Source organism: Paenibacillus sp. FSL H3-0286 (assembly GCF_045040705.1).
Taxonomy (GTDB): Bacteria; Bacillota; Bacilli; order Paenibacillales; family Paenibacillaceae; genus Paenibacillus_AQ; species Paenibacillus_AQ odorifer.
In genome coordinates, this window is record NZ_CP150285.1 from 1,035,522 (window position 1) to 1,057,772 (window position 22,251).

A 22,251-nucleotide genomic window follows, 5' to 3' on the forward strand; every position below is an offset into this window, starting at 1 on the left:
TCCAGTCCATAAAATTTACGACAAGTTTAACACATCATAGCCCGTTCTGCTCTGACTTCTTCCCGACATATTGCTTTGTTAGAATGAGGGACGAGCTTGAAAGCATACAGAAATTATGAATATTGGAGGGAACAGGATGAAGAGAAAAAGAATAGCCTTGATCGCTGCAGGAGTTATTATCGTAGGAGTAGTCACAGGTTATACATTACTGGATAAATCGCTGGGCAATAATGTAGAGATCGAGTCCGTGATTCCAAATCAAGCAACCACAGCAGATGCTGGAGAGACAACAAATAACACTGGAGCATCAGCAGGGGTGGCGGTCACAGCCGAACAATTAAACGGGGATTGGACCCTTGCGGAAACCTCTAAAGTCTATTGGTCAGTGACGACCTCTAAAGAAACAGTAAACTTCGTAGACAACAAAGTTCAGGGTACCTGGAAGGTAAATATAGAGGATTCTACTTCGATGGCCGGGGAAGGGACAGTGGATATGAGCGCTCTGGATTCTGGCAATAGCCAACGGGACGAGCATGTAAAAGGAGAGGATTTTCTATCCGTAACGGAATTTCCACAATCCACGTTTGTAGTGAAGTCATTTTCGGAGCTGCCGGCAGAATGGACTGAAGGAGCAACTGTGCCTGTTGAAATGCAGGGGACGCTTACCGTAAAAGGAGTAGAAAAGGACGTCACCTTTCAGTCGCAAGCGGCGTATAGCGGGGGACAGTTGATGCTGTCGGGAACGACAACAGTGGCCTTTTCTGACTTTGGTCTAAGCAATCCCCACACCGTTGTACTGGATACAGAAAATAATCTTGAGGTTCGCTTGGAGCTTGTGCTGACAAAATAGTAGCTCTTTCGTAAGGATAACGCTGCTGTGGAATTTATAGAGAGACTGTACTGAAGAGATTTTCCCAGGCCGTGTTGGCGTTTGGGAGAGTCTCTTTGGTTTGGAATGAATTGTATGTTTTAATAGTAGTATCTGTCGAATAACTAGCAATAGTGGAGGTGTTCTTTGTGATCAAGGTGGCGGCAGCAATTATACATAATGAAGAAGGGCAGATTCTTATTGCCCGGCGGCGGCAAGGTAAATTGCAGGCAGGTCTGTGGGAATTTCCTGGTGGCAAAATAGAGCAGGATGAGAGCATCGCAGAGTGTCTGCAAAGAGAGCTTCAGGAAGAGATGGGGATCACAATCCTTCCCTATGAGAGCTTTGGCATCAACGAGCATAACTATGGAGAGATAAAGATCCAATTGATTGCTTGGAAAGCGCGGTATCAGGGAGGTGTAATTGATCTGGTGGATCACGACGAACATAGGTGGGTGCTTCCGGCTGAACTGGATCAGTTCATGTTTGCTCCGGCAGATCTTCCTTTTGTAGAACGTCTAGTGATGGAATCAAAGCCGGATTGAAGGGAGATATAATATAATATAGAAGAAAGGAAGAGCTTAAATGCCTGTATATGAAAAGCTAGTGCGTGACGGCATCCCCGATTTGATAGCTTCTCAAGGTAAAGATTTTAACACAAGGATATTAGAGTCCAAAGAATACATAACTGAACTACGCAAAAAATTGCAAGAAGAGTCGAAGGAATATTTACAGGCAGCAAGTGATGAAGAAGCTCTGGAGGAGCTTGCCGATATGCTGGAAGTAATTCAGGCTCTGGCGGAGACACATGGGAGCAATAGCGTGGAGCTGGAGAAGCAACGTGCAGAGAAAGCTAAACGTCGCGGTGGATTTAAGAAGGGGATATATCTGATTGAAGTGGAAGGAGAATAACGGGGAGATTATTTTTCCGCATAAGGAGGGTAAAACGTTGTTCAAAACCAAACTGTCGATGATCTTAAGCAGTGTGGTAGCCTTGATTCCTGTAGCTATTTATTTATTCCTTTATTCCAAAATGCCGGATACCGTGCCGATTCATTATGATGGGAACATGGCTGATCGATTTGTAAGTAAAGCTAGTCTGGAGGTTATTTTGCAAAGCGGGCTGGGTTGTTTGGGATTCATAATCATGAAGCTTTTACAGTTCCTTTTGCAAAAAGCGTTTATTCAAAGCTCTAACGAGCACTCAGCGGCCTTGAGCAAGATCTGGAATATTGCTATTTTGGTGGTGACGGTGGTGTTTGCTGGCATCAGTTCCTATACATTCATTAGAATGGTCTGATAGAATTAAAGAGATTTAGCAGAAGGATTAGGAGGAACATGCAAATGAAAATGGACAACGCTTACAAGGTGAGATGGGGAATTATTAGCACAGGCTGGATTGCTCATCAATTTGTTACTGATTTGGCGCATGCCAGTAATGGTGTGGCTTATGCCGTTGGGTCAAGATCTCAGGAAAGTGCCGATGAATTTGCTAAAAATCATGGGATTCCGCATGCCTATGCAACCTATGAGGAATTGCTGAATGACCCGAATGTAGACGCGGTATATATTGGAACGCCGCATCCTTTTCACAAAGAAAATGCTTTAATGGCGCTGCGTGCAGGCAAAGCTGTCCTGTGTGAGAAACCTTTTACCGTAAACAGCGGTGAATTGGAAGAAGTTGTGGCCTATGCTAAAACGCATAAGCTATTCCTGATGGAGGCAATGTGGAGTCGCTACATCCCGGCGATTGTGAAGGTTAGAGAATGGATTGCTGAGGGTAGAATCGGTGATGTTCGTTTGGTGAAGGCAGACCTAGGGTTTCGTACCGACTGGAATCCGGAAGGCAGATTGCTGAATCCGCAGCTGGGCGGGGGTGCGCTGCTGGATGTGGGGATTTATCCGGTTTCTTTTGCCTCCATGGTGTTTGGACCTCATCCTGAGTCTATTTCCAGCACAGTGCACATAGGTGAGACTGGAGTGGACGAGCATTTCTCGATGCTGTTGTCATATGGTAACGGGAAAACCGCTTCGTTGAACGGTGGTATTCGTCTTAACATGTTGGAGGAAGCGCATGTGTTTGGCACAGAAGGCCGTATTATTGTAGAGGGTACATTAGTGAACCCGAAATCGGCTGCGCTTTATATAGGAGATGAGAAGGTAGAGAGCTTTGTGGACGACCGTGCTTCTATTGGATATTGTTTTGAAGCGGAGGAAGTAGGACGTTGTCTTCAGGCAGGGCTTACAGAGAGTCCGGTGATGACATTGGATGAATCGTTAGCGATTCTGAAACTGCTGGATCAAGTGCGTGCACAGTGGGGGCTTAAATACCCTGGAGAGTAATTAAAATATAAATTAAACACCCCTCGGTGCAGTGCTACACAAGTAGCTCCGAGGGGTGTTGTTATATTAACTAAGCTGCGCTAGTTCTGATTATTGGCGTTTTTGCCTGTCTGGACCCAGCCGGCCACTTCAACGGTACGCTTCGCTTGATGAAAAACAGCGTCACGGATCCGATCCTGATCTTCGATCATTTTACCGTCTCCATCTACACTGACACTTGTTCCGTAAGGGTTGCCTCCCGCACCAAATGTGACTGGATCGGTATAACCGGGTGCTGCAACAATGGCTCCCCAGTGATACATCGACGTATAGAGTGCCAAAATCGTAGCTTCTTGTCCACCATGCGGGTTCTGTGCTGAGCTCATGGCGCTGACGACTTTGTTTACTGTTAGTCCTTTGCCCCAAATACCACCGGTTGTATCAATGAACTGCTTCATCTGGGAAGCAATGTTACCGTAACGGGTTGGGGAACTGAAAATAATCGCATCCGCTTCGACTATATCGTCGGGTGTGGCGACTGGGATATCTTTTGTTTTTTCAGCTAGGGCTTTCATGGCTGGATTTGCTTGAATTTTGTCCTCGGGGACCAGTTCCTGCACCTTCAGCAGTTTTACCTCAGCTCCTGCTTTTTCTGCGCTTTCCGCGGCCCATTGTGCTAGCTGGTAGTTAGTTCCTGTGGCACTGTAGTAGATGACAGCTAATTTGATTTTTGGCATGCTGTAGTCATTCCCTTCGAGTGTAGTTCCATACTATTAATTACCCTAAAGGGGTCTTTATAACCCAGAATGAAATCAATCTATTCGAACTGGACAGACAGATGTCCACTTTGCCTGTGTATACTAAGTTCAATCACAGGAAATGAGGGAGAATGATGAATACTTATTTTGTAGAGAAAGCAAAAATGACCTTGGCGGGGGTTAGCATACGCACAACTAATGAAGCAGAAATGGGACCTGATGGAGGTTTGTCGCAGCTGTGGGAAACTTATTTTCAGAGTAATATTGCGGGGCAGATAGCTACGGTAAATCCTGAGTATATCTATGCTTTGTATACGGATTATGAGAGTGATGCGAGCGGAGCGTATACCGTTGTGATCGGGCATGAAGTAGCTGAGGAGAGACATATAGAGGGAAGGCAGCTAGAGGAAAGTGAACTAGAGGAAAGCGAACTAGAGGAAAGCAAGCTAGAGGAAAGCGAACTAGTGGAAAACCAGTTCACCTATGCGGCTGTACCGGAGAGCAAATACATGGTTTTTAAGACGAAAAAAGGTCCGGTATTTGAAGTAGTCGCGCAAGCGTGGGGGGAGATTTGGGCGTACTTTAAGGAGTCTGGGGAGGTAAGAACTTACTCGGGGGATTTTGAGATTTATGATTCACGGAATTTTGACCCTGCTGACACGCAGGTTGAGATTTATATTGCGATTGAATAGATAGGGGAAGGCTGGTTTTGTGTGCTTAGTGGGTTAAGTGCTTAAGCGGGAGATTTTTTAGGGAAAAGTGTTATAGGGAAGTGTTTAAAGGGAAGTATTTTATAGGGAAAAAGGGATTTAAGGGAGTTGCTTCTGACAGTAGTTTCAAGCAACTTGCGAGAGAAAGGGGGCTGCCGAGAGGTAGTCCCTATTTTTGCTGACGGCCAGGTACCGGGGAGAAGGGTTACTTGACAGTGGAAGAGAATATAAACAGCTTAAAAGAATACATACATCTAAAAAGAATATATACATCTAAAAAAATATGTACATCAGTAAAAAATAATGAACAACGACTCTTCTCTCAACTGGGGATGTGTTGTTAATAATCCTTGCTGAGGCTTGCATTTAGGCAGACGGGGGGAGACATAAGAAAAGCCCTAGAGTATATATACTTAACTAATGTGTCTGCGGAAAAATATACGATAAAAATCCCGTAGATTTGCTGGATTGGGTAGAAGTGGCGGGGATGTACGGTAAAAATCCCGTAGATTTGCTGGATTGGGCTCAAGTGGCGGGAATGAACGGTAAAAATCCCGTAGATTTGCTGGATTGGGCAGAAGTGGCGGGGATGTACGGTAAAAATCCCGTAGATTTGCTGGATTGAGCCAAAGTGGGGAAATGTACGGTAAAAATACTCTACATCAGCTGCATAGCGTCGAATTAGTCAGAAATAAGAGCAAAAGTGCCCTACATTAGCGGTATCGAGCCAAAGTAGCAAGAAAGAGAGGCAAAAGTGCTCTACATTAGCCGCCCCAAGCCAAAGTAGCAAGAAAAAGAGGCAAAAATGCCTTACATTAGCCGCACCAAGCCAAAGTAGTAAGAAAGAGAGACAAAAATGCCTTACATTAGCCGCACTGAGCTAAAGTAGCAAGAAAGAGAGGCAAAAGTGCTCTACATTAGCCGCATTGAGCCAAAGTAGCAGGAAAGAGAGGCAAAAATGCTCTACATTAACCGCCCCGAGCCAAAATAGCAGGAAAGAGAGTCAAAAGTGCCCTACATTAGCGGCAAACGCCGCTTGGACCTAGTCAAAGTTAGTTTGCTGGAGGAGCTAGTGGAACTGTTATTGTTAGTGGAGTTAATGTGCTTAAGGAACTGATCCAGTTGGTGAAACTAACGGAGTTGATAGAGCTAATGTAACTATAGAAGTTAATGTAGTCGGCAAAGCTAGTTAGTTAAGCAAATGTGGTTGATGGAACTGAGATGATTGGTGAAGCTGTTGTAGTTCATGTAGTTCATGTAGTTCATGTAGTTCATGTAGTTCATGGAACTCATTGAGTCGGCGGATCCGATAGAGTTGAGTAGAGATGACCAATTAGCCAACACACAAATATACAGAAATGGAGAATGCCAAATGGGAAAACAATTTACCGCTATACTACCTGTACATGAAGAGTTTATTCTTCGGCAGCATCTTTTTTTCGTAGGGTCGGCGCCGCTTTCAGAAGATGGGCATGTTAACCTTTCGCCGAAGGGACATGATTGTTTTCGGATATTGTCTCCTAATCAGGTGGCTTATCTAGACATGACTGGCAGCGGTAATGAGACGAGCGCGCATCTGCTGGAAAATGGAAGAGTGACGGTTATGTTTTGTGCGTTTGAGGGGCCGCCTAATATTTTAAGACTGTATGGAACAGGGGCTGTGATTTTGCCTGAATCAGCAGAATGGGAAACACTGTCCCCTTTGTTTACATCTCTGCCTGGAGCTAGACAGATCATTTTGATAGATGTTCATAAAGTACAGACTTCCTGCGGATTTTCGGTCCCATTCATGAGTTATGAGGGTGAGCGGGATACGTTGCAGCGTTGGTCTATCCAAAAGGGTGAGGCAGGGCTGAGAGAATATAGACAAGAGAAAAACACAAAGAGTATAGACGGGCTACCCACACCTCTTGGACAAAAAAACTGACCAGACAGGAGTTCCCATTCTCATGGTCAGCAGAAGGAGCGTACTATCTGTAGGGATTGTTTACCCAAGTCGTTCAAAGTTGTCTGCTTCGTATATGTACACCCAAGTCGCTATAGTTGCTTGACTACTCATTATAAATGTTCACTAGGTGGATACAGTGTATGCTATAAACCATTACATTCGATCTCATTAGGCAAAGTAATAAGCTAATTGAACGCAACAAGTAATCCCGTAATCCGTAATCCTGTAACCTGTAATCCCGTAATCAAAAAAAATGAAGGACATAAGGGTGACGATTCATTTGGCATCCCATTGGAGGGTTTTTTAGAGTGTCTTTCCCTATTTAATAGTCTATTAAACTTATTGCTTTTACTGTTATTTCTATCATCGCATGCTCGTTTATTTAAACTTATAATGAAGGCGATGGGATGGGCTGCTTTTCCATCAATCATCGTTTACATTCTCATGTAGAAGTTATTTTACGTAGATTAATAAACGGACAAAGGAGATACAGCATGCTGCCATCACTCGCATTTCTTAAACGTCAATTAGAGGGGATTTTACGCAATAAATTTGCACAGGGGCATCAAACCTCGGGTTATTTAGCCAAGCTGGAACAGCTTCCCGCAAGCTATGATGCCTATCTGGAATTCGCTCATAGCTTGGTGGCCATTCCAATGAGGGACAATTGGCCTTACTATGAACCAAACGATTTACAAGAGATATGGCAGGAATGCGATCCGGCACGACCTTTAGGCCAGGTCGGCATCTTGAATCTTAAGGATAGCTCCAAGCGTGTGGAGGCGGGATTCCTCGCTTCAGTCTGTGGTTCAATGCTAGGCAAACCGATTGAGGTAAACCCCAGCTTGTCGGAATTGCGTAAAGCTTTAACTTCTGTAGGGGAATGGCCACTGAATGATTACATTTCTGATGAAGTTCTCCATGCTTTGGATCGTCGACATTGGTCTTGGTTTGAGACGACGCGGGGGCGAATTCGTTATGTGGCACCTGATGATGATATCAATTACACATTAATGGGAATGATGGCGTTAGAACAATTTGGCGATGGTTTTACGAAAAGAAATTTAAGAGATTTATGGATAAATCATCTTCCGATAAGTACTACTTGGGGGCCGGAGAGGACCATCTTGCTTCGATCGGGGATTAGCTATTTGGAGCATGATAGAGAACTATTCAATCATTCTGAAATAGAGGCTTGGCCCGACTTCATGGTGCAAGATACAGAACTATGCGGAGCAGCGATTCGCGCAGATGCTTACGGTTATGCCTGCCCCGGTCAACCCGCTCTTGCCGCTGAGCTAGCTTGGCGTGATGCAAGTTTTACACATCGCCGGACGGGGATCTACGCCACGATGTTCATCGCCGCTGCGATTGCAGTTGCGCAAGTGCTGCGCGATCCTATTAAAATAATAAGTACTGCACTGCAATTCGTACCTGGAAGGAGCCGATTCTATGAGATTACTCAGGATTGCCTGCAGAGGGTAGCGAATGCAGATAACTGGCTGGAAGCTTATCAGAGCATTAACCATAAGTATGCAAATTATGGTCACTGTCAGGTTTATCAGGAAATAGGTACCTTAATTAATACATTTCGATTTGCAGACAATGTCGGTGACGGGATATGCAAGCAGGTGATGCAAGGCAACGATACGGATAGCTTTGGAGCAACAGCAGGCTCTCTGCTCGGGGTTTATTTCGGTTCTGACAGCCTGGAAACAAGATGGCTTGAGCCTTTCCAAGACCGGATTCATACGGGATTATCTAATTTTCATGAGCAAAAGCTATCCCGTTTGGCTGAGCGGATGGGGCGTTTGCCAGAGCTGTTGCATACTCACCAACATCGAATTGAACCCAGCGAGCTCTATGTAAACGAGAACACCGATTTAAACCTTTGAATTTGATTTCATCAAAAAAATGGTTAAGATATCTGTTACTACGGTTCACAATTTTATTTCCTTGGAGTGTTTGTGGGACCTATATAGAAGTGCTTTAGAAATTAAAAGTGCCAATTGAGTAGCTGAGTAAAAGTCACCGTGCTTAATGCAATACGACATTATCCCGTAACAGGTTACTTTTTGATTTTTTTCAGCTATCCATAGACTGCTAGTACATGGAAAAAAAGACACCAACCCCCGGTTAGTGTCTTTTTGTCTAGCAACAGGTACTGCTAACAATGGCAAATTTGCTTGAAGATGTTACATCAAACGTAGATCACATAAGGGATGATGCGTAACCAATGGTGTGAAAGCGTCTAGAGCAGATTACTTGAAAGTTCAATGGATTGTTAAAAACATCCACAATAGGTAAATTAACGAGACTTAGACTACAGGATAATTACGAATGATTAACGAGCTATGTGATCTTCATGGCATTACGTACCTATTAACCATCGAAGCGCTGTCCAACGCTAGTTGCTATAAGTGGTGGAGCTTACAGGATCGTCGAGCCGACACAAAGACAAGGTTATCCCGTATGCCGTATCCCGTATCCTGTATCCCAAATCCCTACCGCCCAAAGCTCATGCTACCTACGGATTCCACTATAAACACAGGCACATATTGCTCGCCCATGTCTGTTCCAACGAGCTCATATCCATTCTGATATTGGCCACTAACTAACGCGTTACCTGTAACGGAACCCACTTCTCCTTGGAGCAAAATATAAATCCCATCCGAGTAAGCAAGACTATTGCCGAAGTTATCTACGATGATCTCACAATGAAAAGAGACCTTTTCAAAAGGATGAGTGGTAAGATCCGCAGCTGAGATTACAGCATACTCCTGAACAATCTCCGCGAATTGATAGCTGCCGTCTACTTTACGGTAAAGTGCCGTTTGCCCGTCAACACCGTCTCCAAGATCCGCATTAGGCACGAGAATAGAGTCATCCGGCTGCAGTTCATAACTATCACCAGCTAAAGAAAATAACTGCGAAATACCATTCGATTTCATCTCATATGCTGTGAAAAGGGTGCGTCCACCTTCAACCTCAGATTGGGCTAAAACTACAGGTACACCTGAAGAGGTTGCCAACTGTTCATTAAAAGTAAGACTGCGCAGACTCTCGAAGCGTGGCAAGCTGTTTCCGGATAATGTGACCACATTGTCGTCGTTATTCATCGCGGCATAATAGAGCACGCCACTATTATCCGTCCCGGCAACGATCACTTTTGTGCCCGATAGTCCTTTGCGGGAGATGACGTTGTCGTATTTGTCTTGCTCTTCACCGCCAGGAAGGAGGCGAACAGGCTCTGCAATATTCCAGGCCAGCCTAGCAGCGGCAATGTTTGTCGAAGTATCTTCTAGCGGAGCAAGCTCTCCGTATAATTGTATCGCTTCAGCATATTGACCTTTAGTAGTCAGACGGTTGGCATTTTTTAGTAGCTTAGCCTTACTAGTATCGATCAAAGTCAGCACCTTGGATGACGTGATGCCTGCCGATCCTGCAAAATTACGATAAGCTACAGCATGCCCAGCAAAAGCTGTGATATTGTCACCTTCAAGATCTTTGTTCAGGATGATCTTCCCACTGCTTTCTGCTTGTTGAAGTACCCAAGGAGCTTCGTAATTATGCTGGCTATAAGCACTCATCAGGGACAGGGTGCTTTCCAGCATGCCGGTAAAGTTTCCTGCTCCTGCTAAGGATTTTAATATAGCTGTGTCATGGCTTTTAAACTTTGAGGCTAGTAAATCCTCTTTGGAAGCTGCACTTCCATAATAAGCATCAGGAATCTGCAAAAGATTCCATTTGAAGTTCTCTTCATTACTCACCCCTCCGCTCTGGTTCTGGGCAAGATCGGCAAGGAACTGCTCCTTAAACTGACGGAAATAAGAGGTGAACTGGTCTGAAATGCCTGAGGCCGACGATAACTGGCGATAATAGGATTCATAGGGACCGCCTGGCTTCATATATGTAGCTTTTAAACTGAGCAGAGCTTGATAGCTTTTCATAAATCCGGCAAAATCCTTAGTCGCTGCTTCCTCCTTAGTAGAGGCTACCAAATCATTCAGAACTTTGCGGATGTCTGTGATTGGAGCTAATTCATCCAGACGTTTTGCGACTCTTTCTTCCTGGTAATCAATGGAATAGTTGGCCGCTGCTTGACGGTACTGATCCTCTGCATTAATCAGATCCCCGGCAGCGTAGAGACGGTCGGCTTCTTTGGTGATTTGTATTTTATCTGCGATGAGAAAAACCTTCTGTCCAAGCAGCACAAGCATGCATATACACAAAATGATCATAAAGTTTCGCAGGGTTATTAATTGTTTGAACGTCATATAGAGTAGCCTCTTTTTTCAAAATATAAGAAAGCCTAAGAAAGTATAAGTTTTACGGTATACATCATCCTTATATTTCTTTGAGAAACGGTTGGTTGTCATCAATAAGGATGTTTGCTTTATATTGGTTCATCTTAGCTTTCAGGTCTATTGGACCTCCGGGTCCCAGCGATATTTGGCTTCACGAATGTCAGCTACCCTGAGGTCTAAGCCGTTCCAAGGTTCATGGGGATTCGCAGCAATGAGTTTGGACAACCGCAAGAAACGGTCCTTGGACAGATCTTGCACGTATCGGCCAATCATATTGGAGTAGAGCAGGGCATAACGCTTCATTCTTACCGCCGCTCCTGCAACGCTCGTAAGGATGGTTAAGCCGTTAGCCATCTGGCGAATCTCCACTTCATAGTTCTTCACGTAGCGTAGTGTACGATCCTTAATGAGATCGGGACGGACTTTAGCGATCTCGCCGATATATTCGGCTAGCAGTGGTTCGAAGTCTTTTAGAAGAAGCTGCTCCAGTTCTAGATCCATATCCTTGCGGAGTAAAAATCCATGCAGCAAAGCCACTCGCTGCCGCGCGATCCGGTCGCCGCGAAGCAGGATGGAGAGCTCCCGCAGCTTCTCATAGGCAAGAACATCATCCTCACGGAGTACGGAGACAGCTTCCTGACGGTTGACCTCCAGCCCTTCCTTGATGATGCCGATCCCACGACCAAGCAGCTCATTGAGAGAACGAAGATTCTCGTTCTGCCTTACTTTTCGCTGCGTATAGTACAATAGTCCAGCAAGCACAAGACCCCCGGCACCACACAATATCATTTGTTGGATGCTATTTCCAAAATAGACAGAGGCTAGTGTGAGCAGTAAGATGAATAGTAGGCGGGTATGCATCTTCCGTCTGGCTAGTGATGCTGCGTGCTGCTCTACAGCAATAAGTGAGGCTCTGCCACATTTGCTACAGCGGTCTTCGCCAAGAGCGGTATACCGCCCGCATTGGCGACAGGTGCGCAGCTTGTCATAAGCGTAACGCGGTGCCTTGAAGGGCCGGAAGGTAACGGGTCTTTTCTTATTCACGGCCTTTATCGCCTCCGTTCAAAGCGGCTAGCAGTCGATCGTTAATATCATCACGTGTCAGTGGTTTGCGCTGATGTGCGGCATAAATGGAAATCTGAATTACGGCAATTAGGAACGTAATCCCAAGAATGACGTATGAAATCATGGAACAATCCTTTCTCATGGACGCTCTGCAGTCCAGATGGCTTTTAGAATGATAATCTTCTATGCATCAATGCACTGGGTCCGGCGGTCCTAAAGTTGAAGTTTACAAGGTTTAATTATATCATAATGGCATGCTATTTACAGATTTTAGCGATAGTGCTGAACCTGTCATATGTGCCTAATATAACACAAGAGGAGCCCTATTTATGCTTCGTAAATATCAAAGTATTAGAACAACCAAGACTCTCTTTCTACGTATCTTTCCGGCATTGCTCCTGGCTCTTTGTCTAGCTGCCTCGCCTTTTGCAGCTGTTAAGGCCTATGCGGCAACGTCGGCGCAATCTCACATTGACGCTGTGCTTCTTATTGATGTCAGCAACTCCATGAAGACTAGTGACAAGAACAAAATCGCCAACGAAGCGATGAAAATGTTCATAGATATGTTATCCACCCAAGGTGATAAAGTAGGTATTGTTGCCTATACCGACAAGGTGCAACGGGAAAAGGCCCTGCTGCAAATTAGCTCGGAGAGCGATAAGCAGGATTTGAAGGATTTTATTGATGGTTTGGACCGAGGAGCTTACACCGATATCGCTATTGGCGTAGAGGAAGCTGTAAAGGTTCTGCAGAATGGAAGTGACCCTTCCCATGAGCCTATCATTGTAATGCTCGCTGACGGCAATAACGATTTCAACAAAGCGACAGGCCGGACGCAAAGTGAATCAGATAAAGAGCTGAAGGCGGCCATAGAGGTTGCCAAAAAAAATGGCTATCCCATCTATACCATTGGACTTAATGCAGATGGCAAGCTGAATAAACAAAGCCTCGCCGACCTGTCCAACGAGACGGGTGGTAAAGCATTTTCGACGGACTCAGCAGACGATCTACCGCAAATCCTGAGTGAGATTTTTGCCAGCCATTTGAAGCTGAAGGTAGTGCCTGTGCAGTCGATTACTGCAAATGGCGATTATCAGGACGTGACCGTCAACGTGCCTAACGGCAGTGTTTTGGAAGCCAATATCTCAATTATGTCTTCACAGCCTGTGACAGCGAAATTAACGGACCCGTCAGGTAAAGAAGTTGCGATCCCCTCAAACAATGTCCTGCTGTCCAAGTCTTCTACTTATAGCTTGATTAAGCTACTGTCACCGCAGGAAGGAGATTGGAAACTTCAGGTTAAAGGTGTGCCAAAGGATAAGATTGATATTAATCTAGTCTTTAACTATGACCTGGAGCTTAAGATCGATGCGCTGCCATCTGCAACCTATAAAAAGGGTGATAAAATCGACATCACCTCCCATCTGTTCAGCAACGGTACTCAGGTAACACTCAGTAATTTGTATCAAGATATGAAGGCGGTACTGCTTGCTACAGATATTGATACAGGTGATGTGCAAGAAATCGAACTGGATAACTCCGGAGCTGTCTTCAAGGGTACCTTTGAGGTAAAAGAAAGCCATAACTACGAGTTGAAGGTACGGGCAGAGGAAAGCAGCTTTTATCGGGAAAGTGCACCTGTCCAGATCAGCGCGAAGACAGGCGGAGCAGCAACAACAGCACCTTCTACAGGGACTGGCAACGAAGAACCCCTGAAGGAAGCCTCATCCAAAACCCTGTATTACATTATAGGGGGCATTCTTTTAGTGCTGGCAGCGGGTGCAGCATGGTATGTGCTGAATAAGAAATCGGCACGTGGTTTTGTTGGACAGCTGGTAGTAGAGGTTAAAGACAGCAATACGGGTGAGAAGACCTACCCACAATATAAGAAGCTTGCAGGCTTCAAGGGCAAGTTCACCCTTCATCAGCTGCTGCAATTGGCGCCTGAACTGAAGGAGAGCGAAACTGTTATTTTCACACCGGCTAAGAATGACCGATTGCTGTTACGCAGCGGAGAAGGTGTTACTGTGGAGAGATCCGGACGTGCTGCGGATGCTTCGCGTGGTCTTGAACTGAAGAGTGGGGACCGCGTTTCAGTATCTCTACAGACGGTAGATAAGACGATTTATCTGGAATATTTAGTATAGTAGGCAATGGCAATGTATGCCGCAGAAACAGTTTTGCTGCAAGATATCTGAAGTACAGCTTCCGCAAAACTTTTAGGAGGATAAGCATATGAAACCAGTAGTAAGAGAGCATATACAGCAATTGGATGTATCACTAGGCGGCGGGATTGTCAGCGATAAGATCAGGGTGGATACGATTGATAATCCGATCCTGATCATTGGACTAGGCGGCACGGGCATTGATGCTCTGCTGCGTCTTAAATATCAGATTAACCGCCGCTTTAAGCTGCCGGAGGATCCGATATCCAAGAAGAAACGGGACAAGCCGGATAATGTGGAATTTCTAGCTTTTGAGACGAATGAACAGGATCGTGGAAAAAAATACAAAGGCATTGGGCTGGACCCGCAAAATGAATTTGTACTGTTGGCGAATGCCGAAATCGGCGGATTGTTGCAGAACCGCAGTATCCTCGATTCCTATATTACGGATTGGCTGTCACCTGAGCTGAGTATTACAGATGGTATGAATGGTGCTGCTGGTGTGCGGCAGGCTGGTCGTCTGCTTTTGTTCACCAAGATTAATCAGGTTGTAGGCGCGATTGATAAGAAGATCAAGACGTTATCCGTAGGCACTAACAAAAAGCTGATGGTCTTTCTCCTGACAGGTCTGTCGGGCGGTACAGGCAGTGGGGCTTTCTTGGATATTGCCTATATCGTGCGCGGTATTATTGAACGTGACTATGGATCAGCTGGTATTGACCGTGTGAACACACTGGGGTACCTCTTTACACCTGACGTGAATTTGTCTAATAAAAGTCTAAGCGAGCACACGCGTGAATATATTCGCAAGAACGGTTATGCAGCGCTAAAAGAGCTGGATTACTGGATGAATGTGGACAGTCGTGGTGAGCGGTTCCAGCAGCAATACGGTAATATTTTGACGGTAAATTCACCGCTGCCTCCATTTAATCTATGTCATTTGATCTCTGCAACGAATACCGAGGGTAAGCTGCTGGAGAATGCGTACGATTACTGTATGAACGTAACGGCGGAGAACATCACGAACTTTATGGCGAGTGAAGAAAAACAGTCTGGTGAAGAATTCGCCATCCATGATTATATCAGCAATATCCGCACCAACATTGCGCAGATGAACAAGACCTACCCAGCTAACTATGAATACAACATTATCGGTGCCTCGTCCGCTGTGCTTCCGATTGAGGAAATGACGACTTACCTGGCTTTCCGCTTGTTTGATAAAATGGAAAAAATGTTCCAGCAGGCGCCAGGTCAAGAGGATGTAGAGAAATTCGCACGTAAGCTTGGGATTGATCTCGACAGTATGATTAAGACGTTTGAATCCCGTGTGCCTGAGCCGTTGCCAGGCTACGAGAACAGCGAACGCTTGAGCCATGCCAATGTTGTTAAGAATCAAGTGGTAAGCATGGATACAGAGCTGGAGCAGAACTTCCTGGCTCGTGCCCGTGAAGAATATATCAAATCGAAAAAGCAGCTGCCTGGCGAAATTGTGGGACGTTTCAGTGAAGAGCTGGAGCGCATCTTCCTGCACCCAGAGCAAGGACCGTTCTACGTTTCCCGCCTGCTGTATACCGAGAAGGGCTTCTGTATTTTGAAGCTGATTCAGTCTTATATTGAGGCTTTACGTGAAAGCTTGTTGCGTTTGCCACGTGATATTGAGACGGCGCAGGACAGTGCGGATGAGAAGCTGAGCGATGCCCGCAGTGCTTTTGTCTCCAAAGAGAAGAAGAAAAATGCCTATATTGAGGCTAAAATCAATGAGTATTGGCTGCACGCCGATGTAGAACGCACTGAACAAATGATTCAATTTTACGAGGACTTATATGAGCTATTAAACGATGAGAACAGCCGGATTTACGGTGTGTTTACAGAGATTCTTAGTGCGCTTAGCTCGATTTTTGCCAAGAACGGGGACATCCTTATCAATGGCGAAGAGCAGGCAGACTATAAAGGAAACAAAACTTATTATTGGAACATTGTGAACGTGCCGGATATTTCGGCGACCATCTCCAAGATCATGGATCAGAAGGACGGCGACGACCTGATTCGCGACTTCACCCGTGAAATGCTGAAGCATTCCGGACGTTGGGTCAAAGAGCAGGAGATTGATATCGTTCGCTCAATTTCGGAATTCCTTAGCGATAAGTTTGGGGATCTGATTACCCGTTCGATGGAGGATTTCCTTGTGATGAAATTCGGCCATGAAGAGCCGCTGGATAAATTCGTTGAGCGGATTATTGCCGGTAAATTGGACGAAGAGGCTGTGCCTACCTTCCACCTTAGCAATAGCTCAGGCAGCTTACATTTCCCATCATGGGGTTTCGTTTCCGTGCCTGTAAAAGCGCCGGGTATCCTAAAAGGGATTCGTAATTATCAGAATAATGCGCTTGGCAAATCGCAATTTACGATCAAGGAAAGCCAAGTGAAAAACCGTATTTTCTGGCTTAATACACGTAACGGTGTGCCACTTTTCGTATACACGCCGCTGCGGGTGTTTGAAGAAAACTATGAGCGGACCATTCTCGACAAGGAAGGGATCGGCCGCCATCTCGTGATGACGGATAAGAACAACTGGACGTACCTGCCTTCTCCGATTCCAGAAAAATCATGGGGCGACACTTACGTCAATTCTCGTGTACGTGATTATAACGCTAGAGTGCGTGCAGACTTTGCAAAAGCGCTGGCAAGTGGAGTCATTATTGAAAAAGGTGTAGATGAGAACACAAGTAACAGATATTCTGTTGTGTTCACCAAACCTTTTGATCTGGACGCCATTTTGAACGGTTTCGATATGCAGCTGCAATCCACACGCCCAAATCTCGGTGAAGTGAAGAAGGCGGTTGATGAGCTGAAGAGCCTGCGTGAGAAGGGCTTGGAGCGGGAAGGCCTTAAAGATATCTTTGGCAGCATCAACAAGGACATGGCGCAGGAGAATCTCATTCGTTCACCGCAGCTGATTTCACGTGTTCGTGTGGAGCTGGCTAAATATGCTGAACTGACTGCCAAAGCCGCTGAGCTTGAAGGTGTGCTTCATCAATATCTGGACGAAGATAAGTGGATGGATCAGTTCATTGAAGCTTTGTATACAGACAGCATTATCAAAAAAGGTGCACTCTATGTTTATGACCGTGATGAAGAAGAGGACGCTTGGGAGCCGTTTGCTAATTTGATGAAAGAGCGCAGCTACGTAGAGTATGCCGTGTATCGTCACTTCCGGGAGCTGGATGAGAAGAGCCGCAGCGTACTGCTGCGTAAGGCAGCACGTCGTGCAGGTGAAATGACTGCCGCTGAAGACGTTACCCCGCTGCTCTATAAGCTGGAAGGACTGTATGTATCATTCCTGGAAGCACGCGACAGCTTGGAGTACGAACGGGTAGAGTATGAGAGCGGCGATGAGATGTACGGATTCTACAAGAGCATGACTAGCAAGCTCGGCAGTATCCGCAGAAAGTTGAAATAGGCCTATGATCAAAACACAGGCATTATCTTATGGTGAACAATATGCGGTACAGGAAGAGGCACAGCGCAGCAAAGGGGATGGACGCAGCAGCATCCATTACCCTGCCCTGTTTCTGTTCGTAGGCGACAAGGTTGCTCCGGCCATCGGTCCGGTGCTGGATAGCTGCGAACGAAAATGGGATAACGCCGGCGGTGTTATGGCGTTACATGCTGTGTCAGGTGCGGCAAAAGAGGGAATAGACGGAAGTATAAGTGGATCTGTTGCGGGAGGAAAAGACCGGGTGCTGGCCATGGCCTTGCCGGAAACGGCAGGGTCAGATCCACGCACTGTGCGTCATGAACTTTACCGCAAGTTTCATGAGGATACACGTTATCTTGCTGAAATGAATAAAGTTATCCGGCGGCTGAGCAACAGTATAGCGGATTATGGACGTCTATATTCATCTTTTGACGTCATCCATCTCTCTATCATTACGCGGGTTGATGATCCGCTTAATGTATTGCTGCCGGAAATTACACTGCTGGCTCGTGCTGTACTCGGCCAGTCCTTTAAGTCCGTACAGACAGATCTCTACGCTCTGATCAATGAGCGGGAGCAAGGGGATAATTTTGGATATTCCAGCTCAGTAGGGCTGGCTTTTCTGCGTGAATTGGACAGAATGCAAGCTACGGACTATAAGTTTAATGCGCCGTTACTTGTGACGGAAGACGGTCTGTCGATTCCAGTTGCCCATGGTCCTTCCGCATTATTTGACCTTGTGTATCTGCTCTCCGATAAGAATGAGCGCGGTATGATGTCTGCACACGGTATGGATGACAACTACGAGATTATTTCTCATATTAGTCTGCTCAAAAATCGGGTCCGCCCGGCTTCTGATCAGGCTACTGGTCATGGCGGATATAACAATATGACCTTCAAAAGCGGCATCAGGGGCAGCACTGGAAGACAAGGCTACGCCTCTGCTGGCTTTTCCGGGGTAAGAAGACCTAATGTTCAAATTGCTTTGGCGGTGCTGTATCATGCGTTCCGGCGGCTTGTCTCCGATATGCGTGAGGGCAGTTCGTGGACTATACGTGAACGGCAGGCGTTGTTAGGGCTGGACCCTGACAGCTTGCGGGAACACGCGGTACACCTACTTCCGGAGAAAGACGGCCTGAATGAAATGACGGGGTTAATGAGTCACGGACGCCCTACCTATAATGAACTGAAGCAGCTGTCACTTCGTGAAGCTGAACGGCAGTTGTTCGGTGACGGGGGCGAAGCTTATTTCCGCAATAACTTTGTGGCAGAGTCAAACCGGAGAGTAGAGGGAATGAATCCATTACGCCAATGGCGCACTATGCTGGCGGCACAGGAAACATCTACGCCAGCGGTAAGCTTTTATCAGCTTGCGGAGTGGACGGCAGATCGTGATGAAGCCGGAAGTGTGCTCCATCTTTTACGTCAGCATATGGCAGGCCTGCGTTCCGCGATTCTCTCCATGCAGGAGGAGCTTGAGGACCTTTACGCAGAAAGCGTGGAGCGCCAGCCGTTCCAGCGTGTGCCGCTTTTTGATAAAAGAACAGTACGTAACTTCATTCATTATTTATTCTCAGCCGTATATGGCAAAAAATATGAACTATTGGGCCTAGAAAGTGAGCTTGCCCTATGCAGTCGTTTGGAATCTGCACTTGAGCAGCTTCATATGGAAAGTATGGCCCGTGTGAAAGCTATGGAGACTTTGGAGGAAGAATTGCGTATTACTGTTATGGACAGCATTGGGCGAACAAACGAAACAACGGGCCAGAACGTAATGGAATACTACCGCGTAGTCACAGAAGAAGTGATGAAGGATATCGAAACCCGGCGTGGACCTGGAATATTCTTCAGTGAGAAGTACATGGGCAGTATCTCCAAGCTCTTAGAACAAGGGAAAGAAGCTGTGATTGAGCGTTTGATTGATATTTGCCGCCGGGAGCTGCTGACAGCAGAACCTTTCAATTTATCTTTTGAGGAAGAGCTTCTGCGGCGTGCAAATGTTGCGGCAGCCTATGAGAATCGTCAGGTTCTATCGAGGGAAGAGCTGTTCAAGCGCTTGTATCATAATTTAGAAGAGGGCGCGGCCATTAATGTTCGGTTATTCGAATATACGCAAGAGCATCGTCATGAGGAGAAATATTTCTTCGGAGACAGTTCATCAGAGTTTCTACGCTACGCCTTTGGAGTGGATGAGACAACCCGGATTTACCGGTTAGGATTCGTGCATGAGCAGCGGAGGAGCGGAGTGGAGAAGCTAAACCTGATGGGCGGCTTTCATTTAGAAGACCTGCTTTATTATCGCAACGGTAAGGTCTATTATGAGACTTATGCTCAGAATGGCTATCAGCTCCATGGGCTGAGTGAAGATCAGCTTCCTGAGATGCGCTGATGGCGTAATAGATAGGTACCCTCACTTTGAGTCCCTTTATTGCCTTGGTGCAATAGAGTCATCGGATATAACGCTTAATTAGATTTCCGGGATAGGGACATTTCTCCTTATTTCCACTGCACACTATGCAATAGAATAGAAATAGATGTTTCTCCTATTCCATTCTATTGCACAAAGTGCAATCTGGGGGATGATAACACATCCGGGTAGCCCGTTTATCAGGCAGCATAACCCCCGGAATGTTTAAAGGATAAGAGTACAATTCAGATTTTACCCGGAAAGGAAGTATAACGATGCAGAGAAAAATCAATCTGCTGCTGCTCTTCTTCAGTCTGATCGGCGGCGGGGTCGCCTTTCTTTTTGGCGAATGGCTGCTAAGCTGGTATAACGATCTGCCTTCCATCCTGCTTGTGGGTATTTATTTTGCCATTGTGGCGCTGGGAGTCGGTGTAGGCTGCCTGCTTGCAGAGATGATCTCGCCACGACTGAACGGAGCTTCATGGAAGCAGCGCTATCTGGGGTTATCGTGGAAGCTGCTGCCTCTGATGATTGTTCTTGCACTTGGTGTTGGAGCCTTAACGGAGTTTGTTTATGAGCTGAATTTTGGCGGAGCCAGACCAGTTAAGAATGTAGTAATGGCTATCGATGACTCAGGCAGTATGACACAGAGTGATCCCGATAATAGCCGGTATTCCGCAGCAAAAGCGTTAATTACAAAAATGGACACTGACAATAAGGTAGCCGTGGTGACCTTTAACAACGAAGCTGTAGTTGTCCAACCTTTAACGCCACTTTCAAATTCGGAGAATCGTGAGAAGGTGCTGACTGCAATCGATAATCTGCAGCCAACCGAAGGCGGTACGAATATTAGCGGTGCGGTCTCGGAGGCACTCAAGGAGATTGACAGTGACGGCAAAAAAGACCAAGGAGCCATGGTCATCTTGTTGTCTGACGGAGTGAGTAATTTCGATACCACAAGAGAGTTGCAGGCTTATGTAGAGCGCGGCATTGCCGTGAATACCATTGGTCTGGGCTTGAATGATCCAGCAGGCACTCAGCTGTTGCAGGATATTGCGAGAGTGACAGGCGGACACTATTATGATGTCAAGGATTCAGCCCTACTGGGCGATGTGTTCCAGCAGATCTATGACCGTCTGGGAGATCGGACGCTGCTAACTGAGCGCAGTGATTCAACGGCAGACAGTCCTTATTATGCTGCGGTTCGTATTTTGTCATTGATGTTGATGGGGGCTGCAATTGGATTAGGTCTGGGAATTATGTTTGATAACCGTCATTTGGCTAAAAGCTTTGGGATTGGCGGCGTAATATCAGGCTTGATCGCAGGACTGATTCTGGAATTTGGACTTAGCGGTGACTCCTTTACAGATAGTCTTATTCGTCTTCTGGCTGTTCTTATATTAGCTGCTATTATTGCATTATTTACAGGCGTCATTCCGGTAGGAGAAGGACGTATTTATCGAAATAGAAGAAACAATAACGCAGCGCCTGCACCAGCATCGGATAACTTTCCGGGTCGGCGCAGAAGCCGGAACAGCAAAGGATTCTAGTGTAGCGGAAAGGGGTTTACAGTAATGAGGTACGCCGAGGTTAATGCTTCCGCTCCGGGAATAACGGATGTGACATCCCAAGTGGATGACCGATTCTGTACGCTGAGATGGCGCTGGCCGGACGGCGTGCAGGCGGTGTACATCCACAAAACCTCCGCAGAAGCGGCTGACATGGGAACCGGAGATGATCCGCCGATCGGGATGAAGCTCTACACTCGTGAGGAATACAAATCTAACAATGGTTATCGTGATCGATTGGATGAGATCGGATTGATATCCTATACGATATTTGCTCGTCTTGCTGAGAACGGTGAGACTGCCCTGGTGAGGCAAAATGATGGTGTGAACCGGGTGATGGTCAGTGCAGGCAAAGCCCGGATCTATTATTCCATTCAACAAAAAAAGGCCTTATTCGGAAAACAAAAGACCGTACATATGGCGATTACGGCAGAAGTGCCCGTGGCACGGGATGTCCTCTGTTATGTCAAGAAACGTGGAGGGCATCCTGCAGGGAAAGAGGATGGTATTCTCTTTCCCTTCGTCCAGGATTTCGCTCCTGGACGCAATGTACTTCCGCCGATTGAAATCGGTAAGGATGATTTTGTACGCATCTTTTTCACCGATGGCAAGAAATATGGGCTTTATTACGAATTGGTACCGGAGTGAGACTCGG

The 22,251-nt window shown here is 46.1% G+C and carries 18 protein-coding genes; 14 read left to right on the forward strand and 4 right to left on the reverse strand.

Going from position 1 to position 22,251, the window contains the following annotated elements:
* Positions 1-136 precede the first annotated feature (136 nt).
* The 5 genes from MHB37_RS04475 (at position 137) to MHB37_RS04495 (ending at position 3,211) form a co-directional block, all read left to right on the forward strand.
* Entirely contained in the window at positions 137-850 is a 714-nt protein-coding gene (locus MHB37_RS04475) for a YceI family protein (protein WP_076129600.1), read from the forward strand.
* A 167-nt stretch (positions 851-1,017) separates the two neighbouring features.
* A complete protein-coding gene (gene mutT / locus MHB37_RS04480; protein WP_339171578.1) occupies positions 1,018-1,413 on the forward strand; it encodes an 8-oxo-dGTP diphosphatase MutT in 396 nt (131 codons plus the stop codon).
* A 40-nt stretch (positions 1,414-1,453) separates the two neighbouring features.
* Positions 1,454-1,780: a nucleoside triphosphate pyrophosphohydrolase gene (locus tag MHB37_RS04485; RefSeq protein WP_076129598.1), complete on the forward strand. Its 327-nt coding sequence runs from the start codon at positions 1,454-1,456 to the stop codon at positions 1,778-1,780.
* 37 nt (positions 1,781-1,817) lie between these two features.
* Positions 1,818-2,168 (forward strand): DUF1648 domain-containing protein, encoded by a 351-nt coding sequence (locus MHB37_RS04490; protein WP_405168987.1) that lies wholly within the window; start codon positions 1,818-1,820, stop codon positions 2,166-2,168.
* A gap of 44 nt (positions 2,169-2,212) precedes the next feature.
* Positions 2,213-3,211, forward strand: a complete 999-nt coding sequence (locus MHB37_RS04495; RefSeq protein ID WP_405168988.1) for a Gfo/Idh/MocA family protein — start codon at positions 2,213-2,215, stop codon at positions 3,209-3,211.
* 80 nt (positions 3,212-3,291) lie between these two features.
* Here the strand turns inward: MHB37_RS04495 and wrbA are convergent, their stop codons facing one another.
* The gene (gene wrbA, locus MHB37_RS04500) at positions 3,292-3,927 is read right to left on the reverse strand and encodes an NAD(P)H:quinone oxidoreductase type IV (RefSeq protein WP_405168989.1); all 636 of its coding nucleotides are present in this window, start codon (positions 3,925-3,927) and stop codon (positions 3,292-3,294) included.
* 152 nt (positions 3,928-4,079) lie between these two features.
* Here wrbA and MHB37_RS04505 point away from each other — a divergent pair, with 152 nt between their 5' ends.
* The 4 genes from MHB37_RS04505 (at position 4,080) to MHB37_RS04520 (ending at position 8,501) form a co-directional block, all read left to right on the forward strand.
* Positions 4,080-4,640, forward strand: coding sequence for a GyrI-like domain-containing protein (locus MHB37_RS04505; protein WP_405168990.1), 561 nt, complete (start codon positions 4,080-4,082; stop codon positions 4,638-4,640).
* A 505-nt stretch (positions 4,641-5,145) separates the two neighbouring features.
* Complete coding sequence (locus MHB37_RS04510) at positions 5,146-5,283, forward strand: hypothetical protein (RefSeq protein WP_405168991.1); 138 nt, start codon at positions 5,146-5,148, stop codon at positions 5,281-5,283.
* A 747-nt stretch (positions 5,284-6,030) separates the two neighbouring features.
* The gene (locus MHB37_RS04515) at positions 6,031-6,585 is read left to right on the forward strand and encodes a pyridoxamine 5'-phosphate oxidase family protein (protein ID WP_339171589.1); all 555 of its coding nucleotides are present in this window, start codon (positions 6,031-6,033) and stop codon (positions 6,583-6,585) included.
* 515 nt (positions 6,586-7,100) lie between these two features.
* The gene (locus MHB37_RS04520; RefSeq protein ID WP_405168992.1) at positions 7,101-8,501 is read left to right on the forward strand and encodes an ADP-ribosylglycohydrolase family protein; all 1,401 of its coding nucleotides are present in this window, start codon (positions 7,101-7,103) and stop codon (positions 8,499-8,501) included.
* A 609-nt stretch (positions 8,502-9,110) separates the two neighbouring features.
* On the opposite strand, the gene MHB37_RS04525 is transcribed toward MHB37_RS04520, so the two are convergent.
* The 3 genes from MHB37_RS04525 to MHB37_RS04535 all read right to left on the reverse strand — a co-directional run bounded on the left by MHB37_RS04525 (position 9,111) and on the right by MHB37_RS04535 (position 12,102).
* Entirely contained in the window at positions 9,111-10,883 is a 1,773-nt protein-coding gene (locus MHB37_RS04525) for a hypothetical protein (RefSeq protein ID WP_076305100.1), read from the reverse strand.
* A gap of 147 nt (positions 10,884-11,030) precedes the next feature.
* A complete protein-coding gene (locus MHB37_RS04530) occupies positions 11,031-11,957 on the reverse strand; it encodes a hypothetical protein (protein ID WP_076305101.1) in 927 nt (308 codons plus the stop codon).
* Complete coding sequence (locus tag MHB37_RS04535) at positions 11,950-12,102, reverse strand: hypothetical protein (protein WP_155986556.1); 153 nt, start codon at positions 12,100-12,102, stop codon at positions 11,950-11,952. The genes MHB37_RS04530 and MHB37_RS04535 overlap by 8 nt, the downstream gene beginning before the upstream one ends.
* 205 nt (positions 12,103-12,307) lie before the next feature.
* Between MHB37_RS04535 and MHB37_RS04540 the strand changes: the two genes are divergently transcribed.
* The 5 genes from MHB37_RS04540 to MHB37_RS04560 all read left to right on the forward strand — a co-directional run bounded on the left by MHB37_RS04540 (position 12,308) and on the right by MHB37_RS04560 (position 22,244).
* Entirely contained in the window at positions 12,308-14,125 is a 1,818-nt protein-coding gene (locus tag MHB37_RS04540; protein ID WP_076305102.1) for a VWA domain-containing protein, read from the forward strand.
* A gap of 88 nt (positions 14,126-14,213) precedes the next feature.
* The gene (locus MHB37_RS04545) at positions 14,214-17,603 is read left to right on the forward strand and encodes a tubulin-like doman-containing protein (RefSeq protein WP_076129589.1); all 3,390 of its coding nucleotides are present in this window, start codon (positions 14,214-14,216) and stop codon (positions 17,601-17,603) included.
* A 4-nt stretch (positions 17,604-17,607) separates the two neighbouring features.
* The gene (locus MHB37_RS04550; RefSeq protein ID WP_081383413.1) at positions 17,608-20,010 is read left to right on the forward strand and encodes a transcription initiation factor TFIID; all 2,403 of its coding nucleotides are present in this window, start codon (positions 17,608-17,610) and stop codon (positions 20,008-20,010) included.
* A gap of 293 nt (positions 20,011-20,303) precedes the next feature.
* Positions 20,304-21,578 (forward strand): VWA domain-containing protein, encoded by a 1,275-nt coding sequence (locus tag MHB37_RS04555; RefSeq protein WP_076141764.1) that lies wholly within the window; start codon positions 20,304-20,306, stop codon positions 21,576-21,578.
* Positions 21,579-21,602: 24 nt separating this feature from the next.
* Entirely contained in the window at positions 21,603-22,244 is a 642-nt protein-coding gene (locus tag MHB37_RS04560) for a beta-mannanase (protein WP_076099551.1), read from the forward strand.
* The last annotated feature ends 7 nt before the right edge of the window (positions 22,245-22,251 follow it).

What these genes read in the sequence shown, in the direction of transcription:
- MHB37_RS04555 (WP_076141764.1), top strand. Translation starts at nt 20,304, where the DNA reads ATGCAGAGAAAAATCAATCTGCTGCTGCTCTTCTTCAGTCTGATCGGC.
- MHB37_RS04535 (WP_155986556.1), bottom strand. Translation starts at nt 12,102, where the DNA reads ATGATTTCATACGTCATTCTTGGGATTACGTTCCTAATTGCCGTAATT.
- MHB37_RS04520 (WP_405168992.1), top strand. Translation starts at nt 7,101, where the DNA reads ATGCTGCCATCACTCGCATTTCTTAAACGTCAATTAGAGGGGATTTTA.
- wrbA (WP_405168989.1), bottom strand. Translation starts at nt 3,927, where the DNA reads ATGCCAAAAATCAAATTAGCTGTCATCTACTACAGTGCCACAGGAACT.
- MHB37_RS04540 (WP_076305102.1), top strand. Translation starts at nt 12,308, where the DNA reads ATGCTTCGTAAATATCAAAGTATTAGAACAACCAAGACTCTCTTTCTA.
- MHB37_RS04495 (WP_405168988.1), top strand. Translation starts at nt 2,213, where the DNA reads ATGAAAATGGACAACGCTTACAAGGTGAGATGGGGAATTATTAGCACA.
- MHB37_RS04560 (WP_076099551.1), top strand. Translation starts at nt 21,603, where the DNA reads ATGAGGTACGCCGAGGTTAATGCTTCCGCTCCGGGAATAACGGATGTG.
- MHB37_RS04505 (WP_405168990.1), top strand. Translation starts at nt 4,080, where the DNA reads ATGATGAATACTTATTTTGTAGAGAAAGCAAAAATGACCTTGGCGGGG.
- MHB37_RS04550 (WP_081383413.1), top strand. Translation starts at nt 17,608, where the DNA reads ATGATCAAAACACAGGCATTATCTTATGGTGAACAATATGCGGTACAG.
- MHB37_RS04485 (WP_076129598.1), top strand. Translation starts at nt 1,454, where the DNA reads ATGCCTGTATATGAAAAGCTAGTGCGTGACGGCATCCCCGATTTGATA.
- MHB37_RS04545 (WP_076129589.1), top strand. Translation starts at nt 14,214, where the DNA reads ATGAAACCAGTAGTAAGAGAGCATATACAGCAATTGGATGTATCACTA.
- MHB37_RS04525 (WP_076305100.1), bottom strand. Translation starts at nt 10,883, where the DNA reads ATGACGTTCAAACAATTAATAACCCTGCGAAACTTTATGATCATTTTG.
- MHB37_RS04475 (WP_076129600.1), top strand. Translation starts at nt 137, where the DNA reads ATGAAGAGAAAAAGAATAGCCTTGATCGCTGCAGGAGTTATTATCGTA.
- MHB37_RS04515 (WP_339171589.1), top strand. Translation starts at nt 6,031, where the DNA reads ATGGGAAAACAATTTACCGCTATACTACCTGTACATGAAGAGTTTATT.
- MHB37_RS04510 (WP_405168991.1), top strand. Translation starts at nt 5,146, where the DNA reads ATGTACGGTAAAAATCCCGTAGATTTGCTGGATTGGGCTCAAGTGGCG.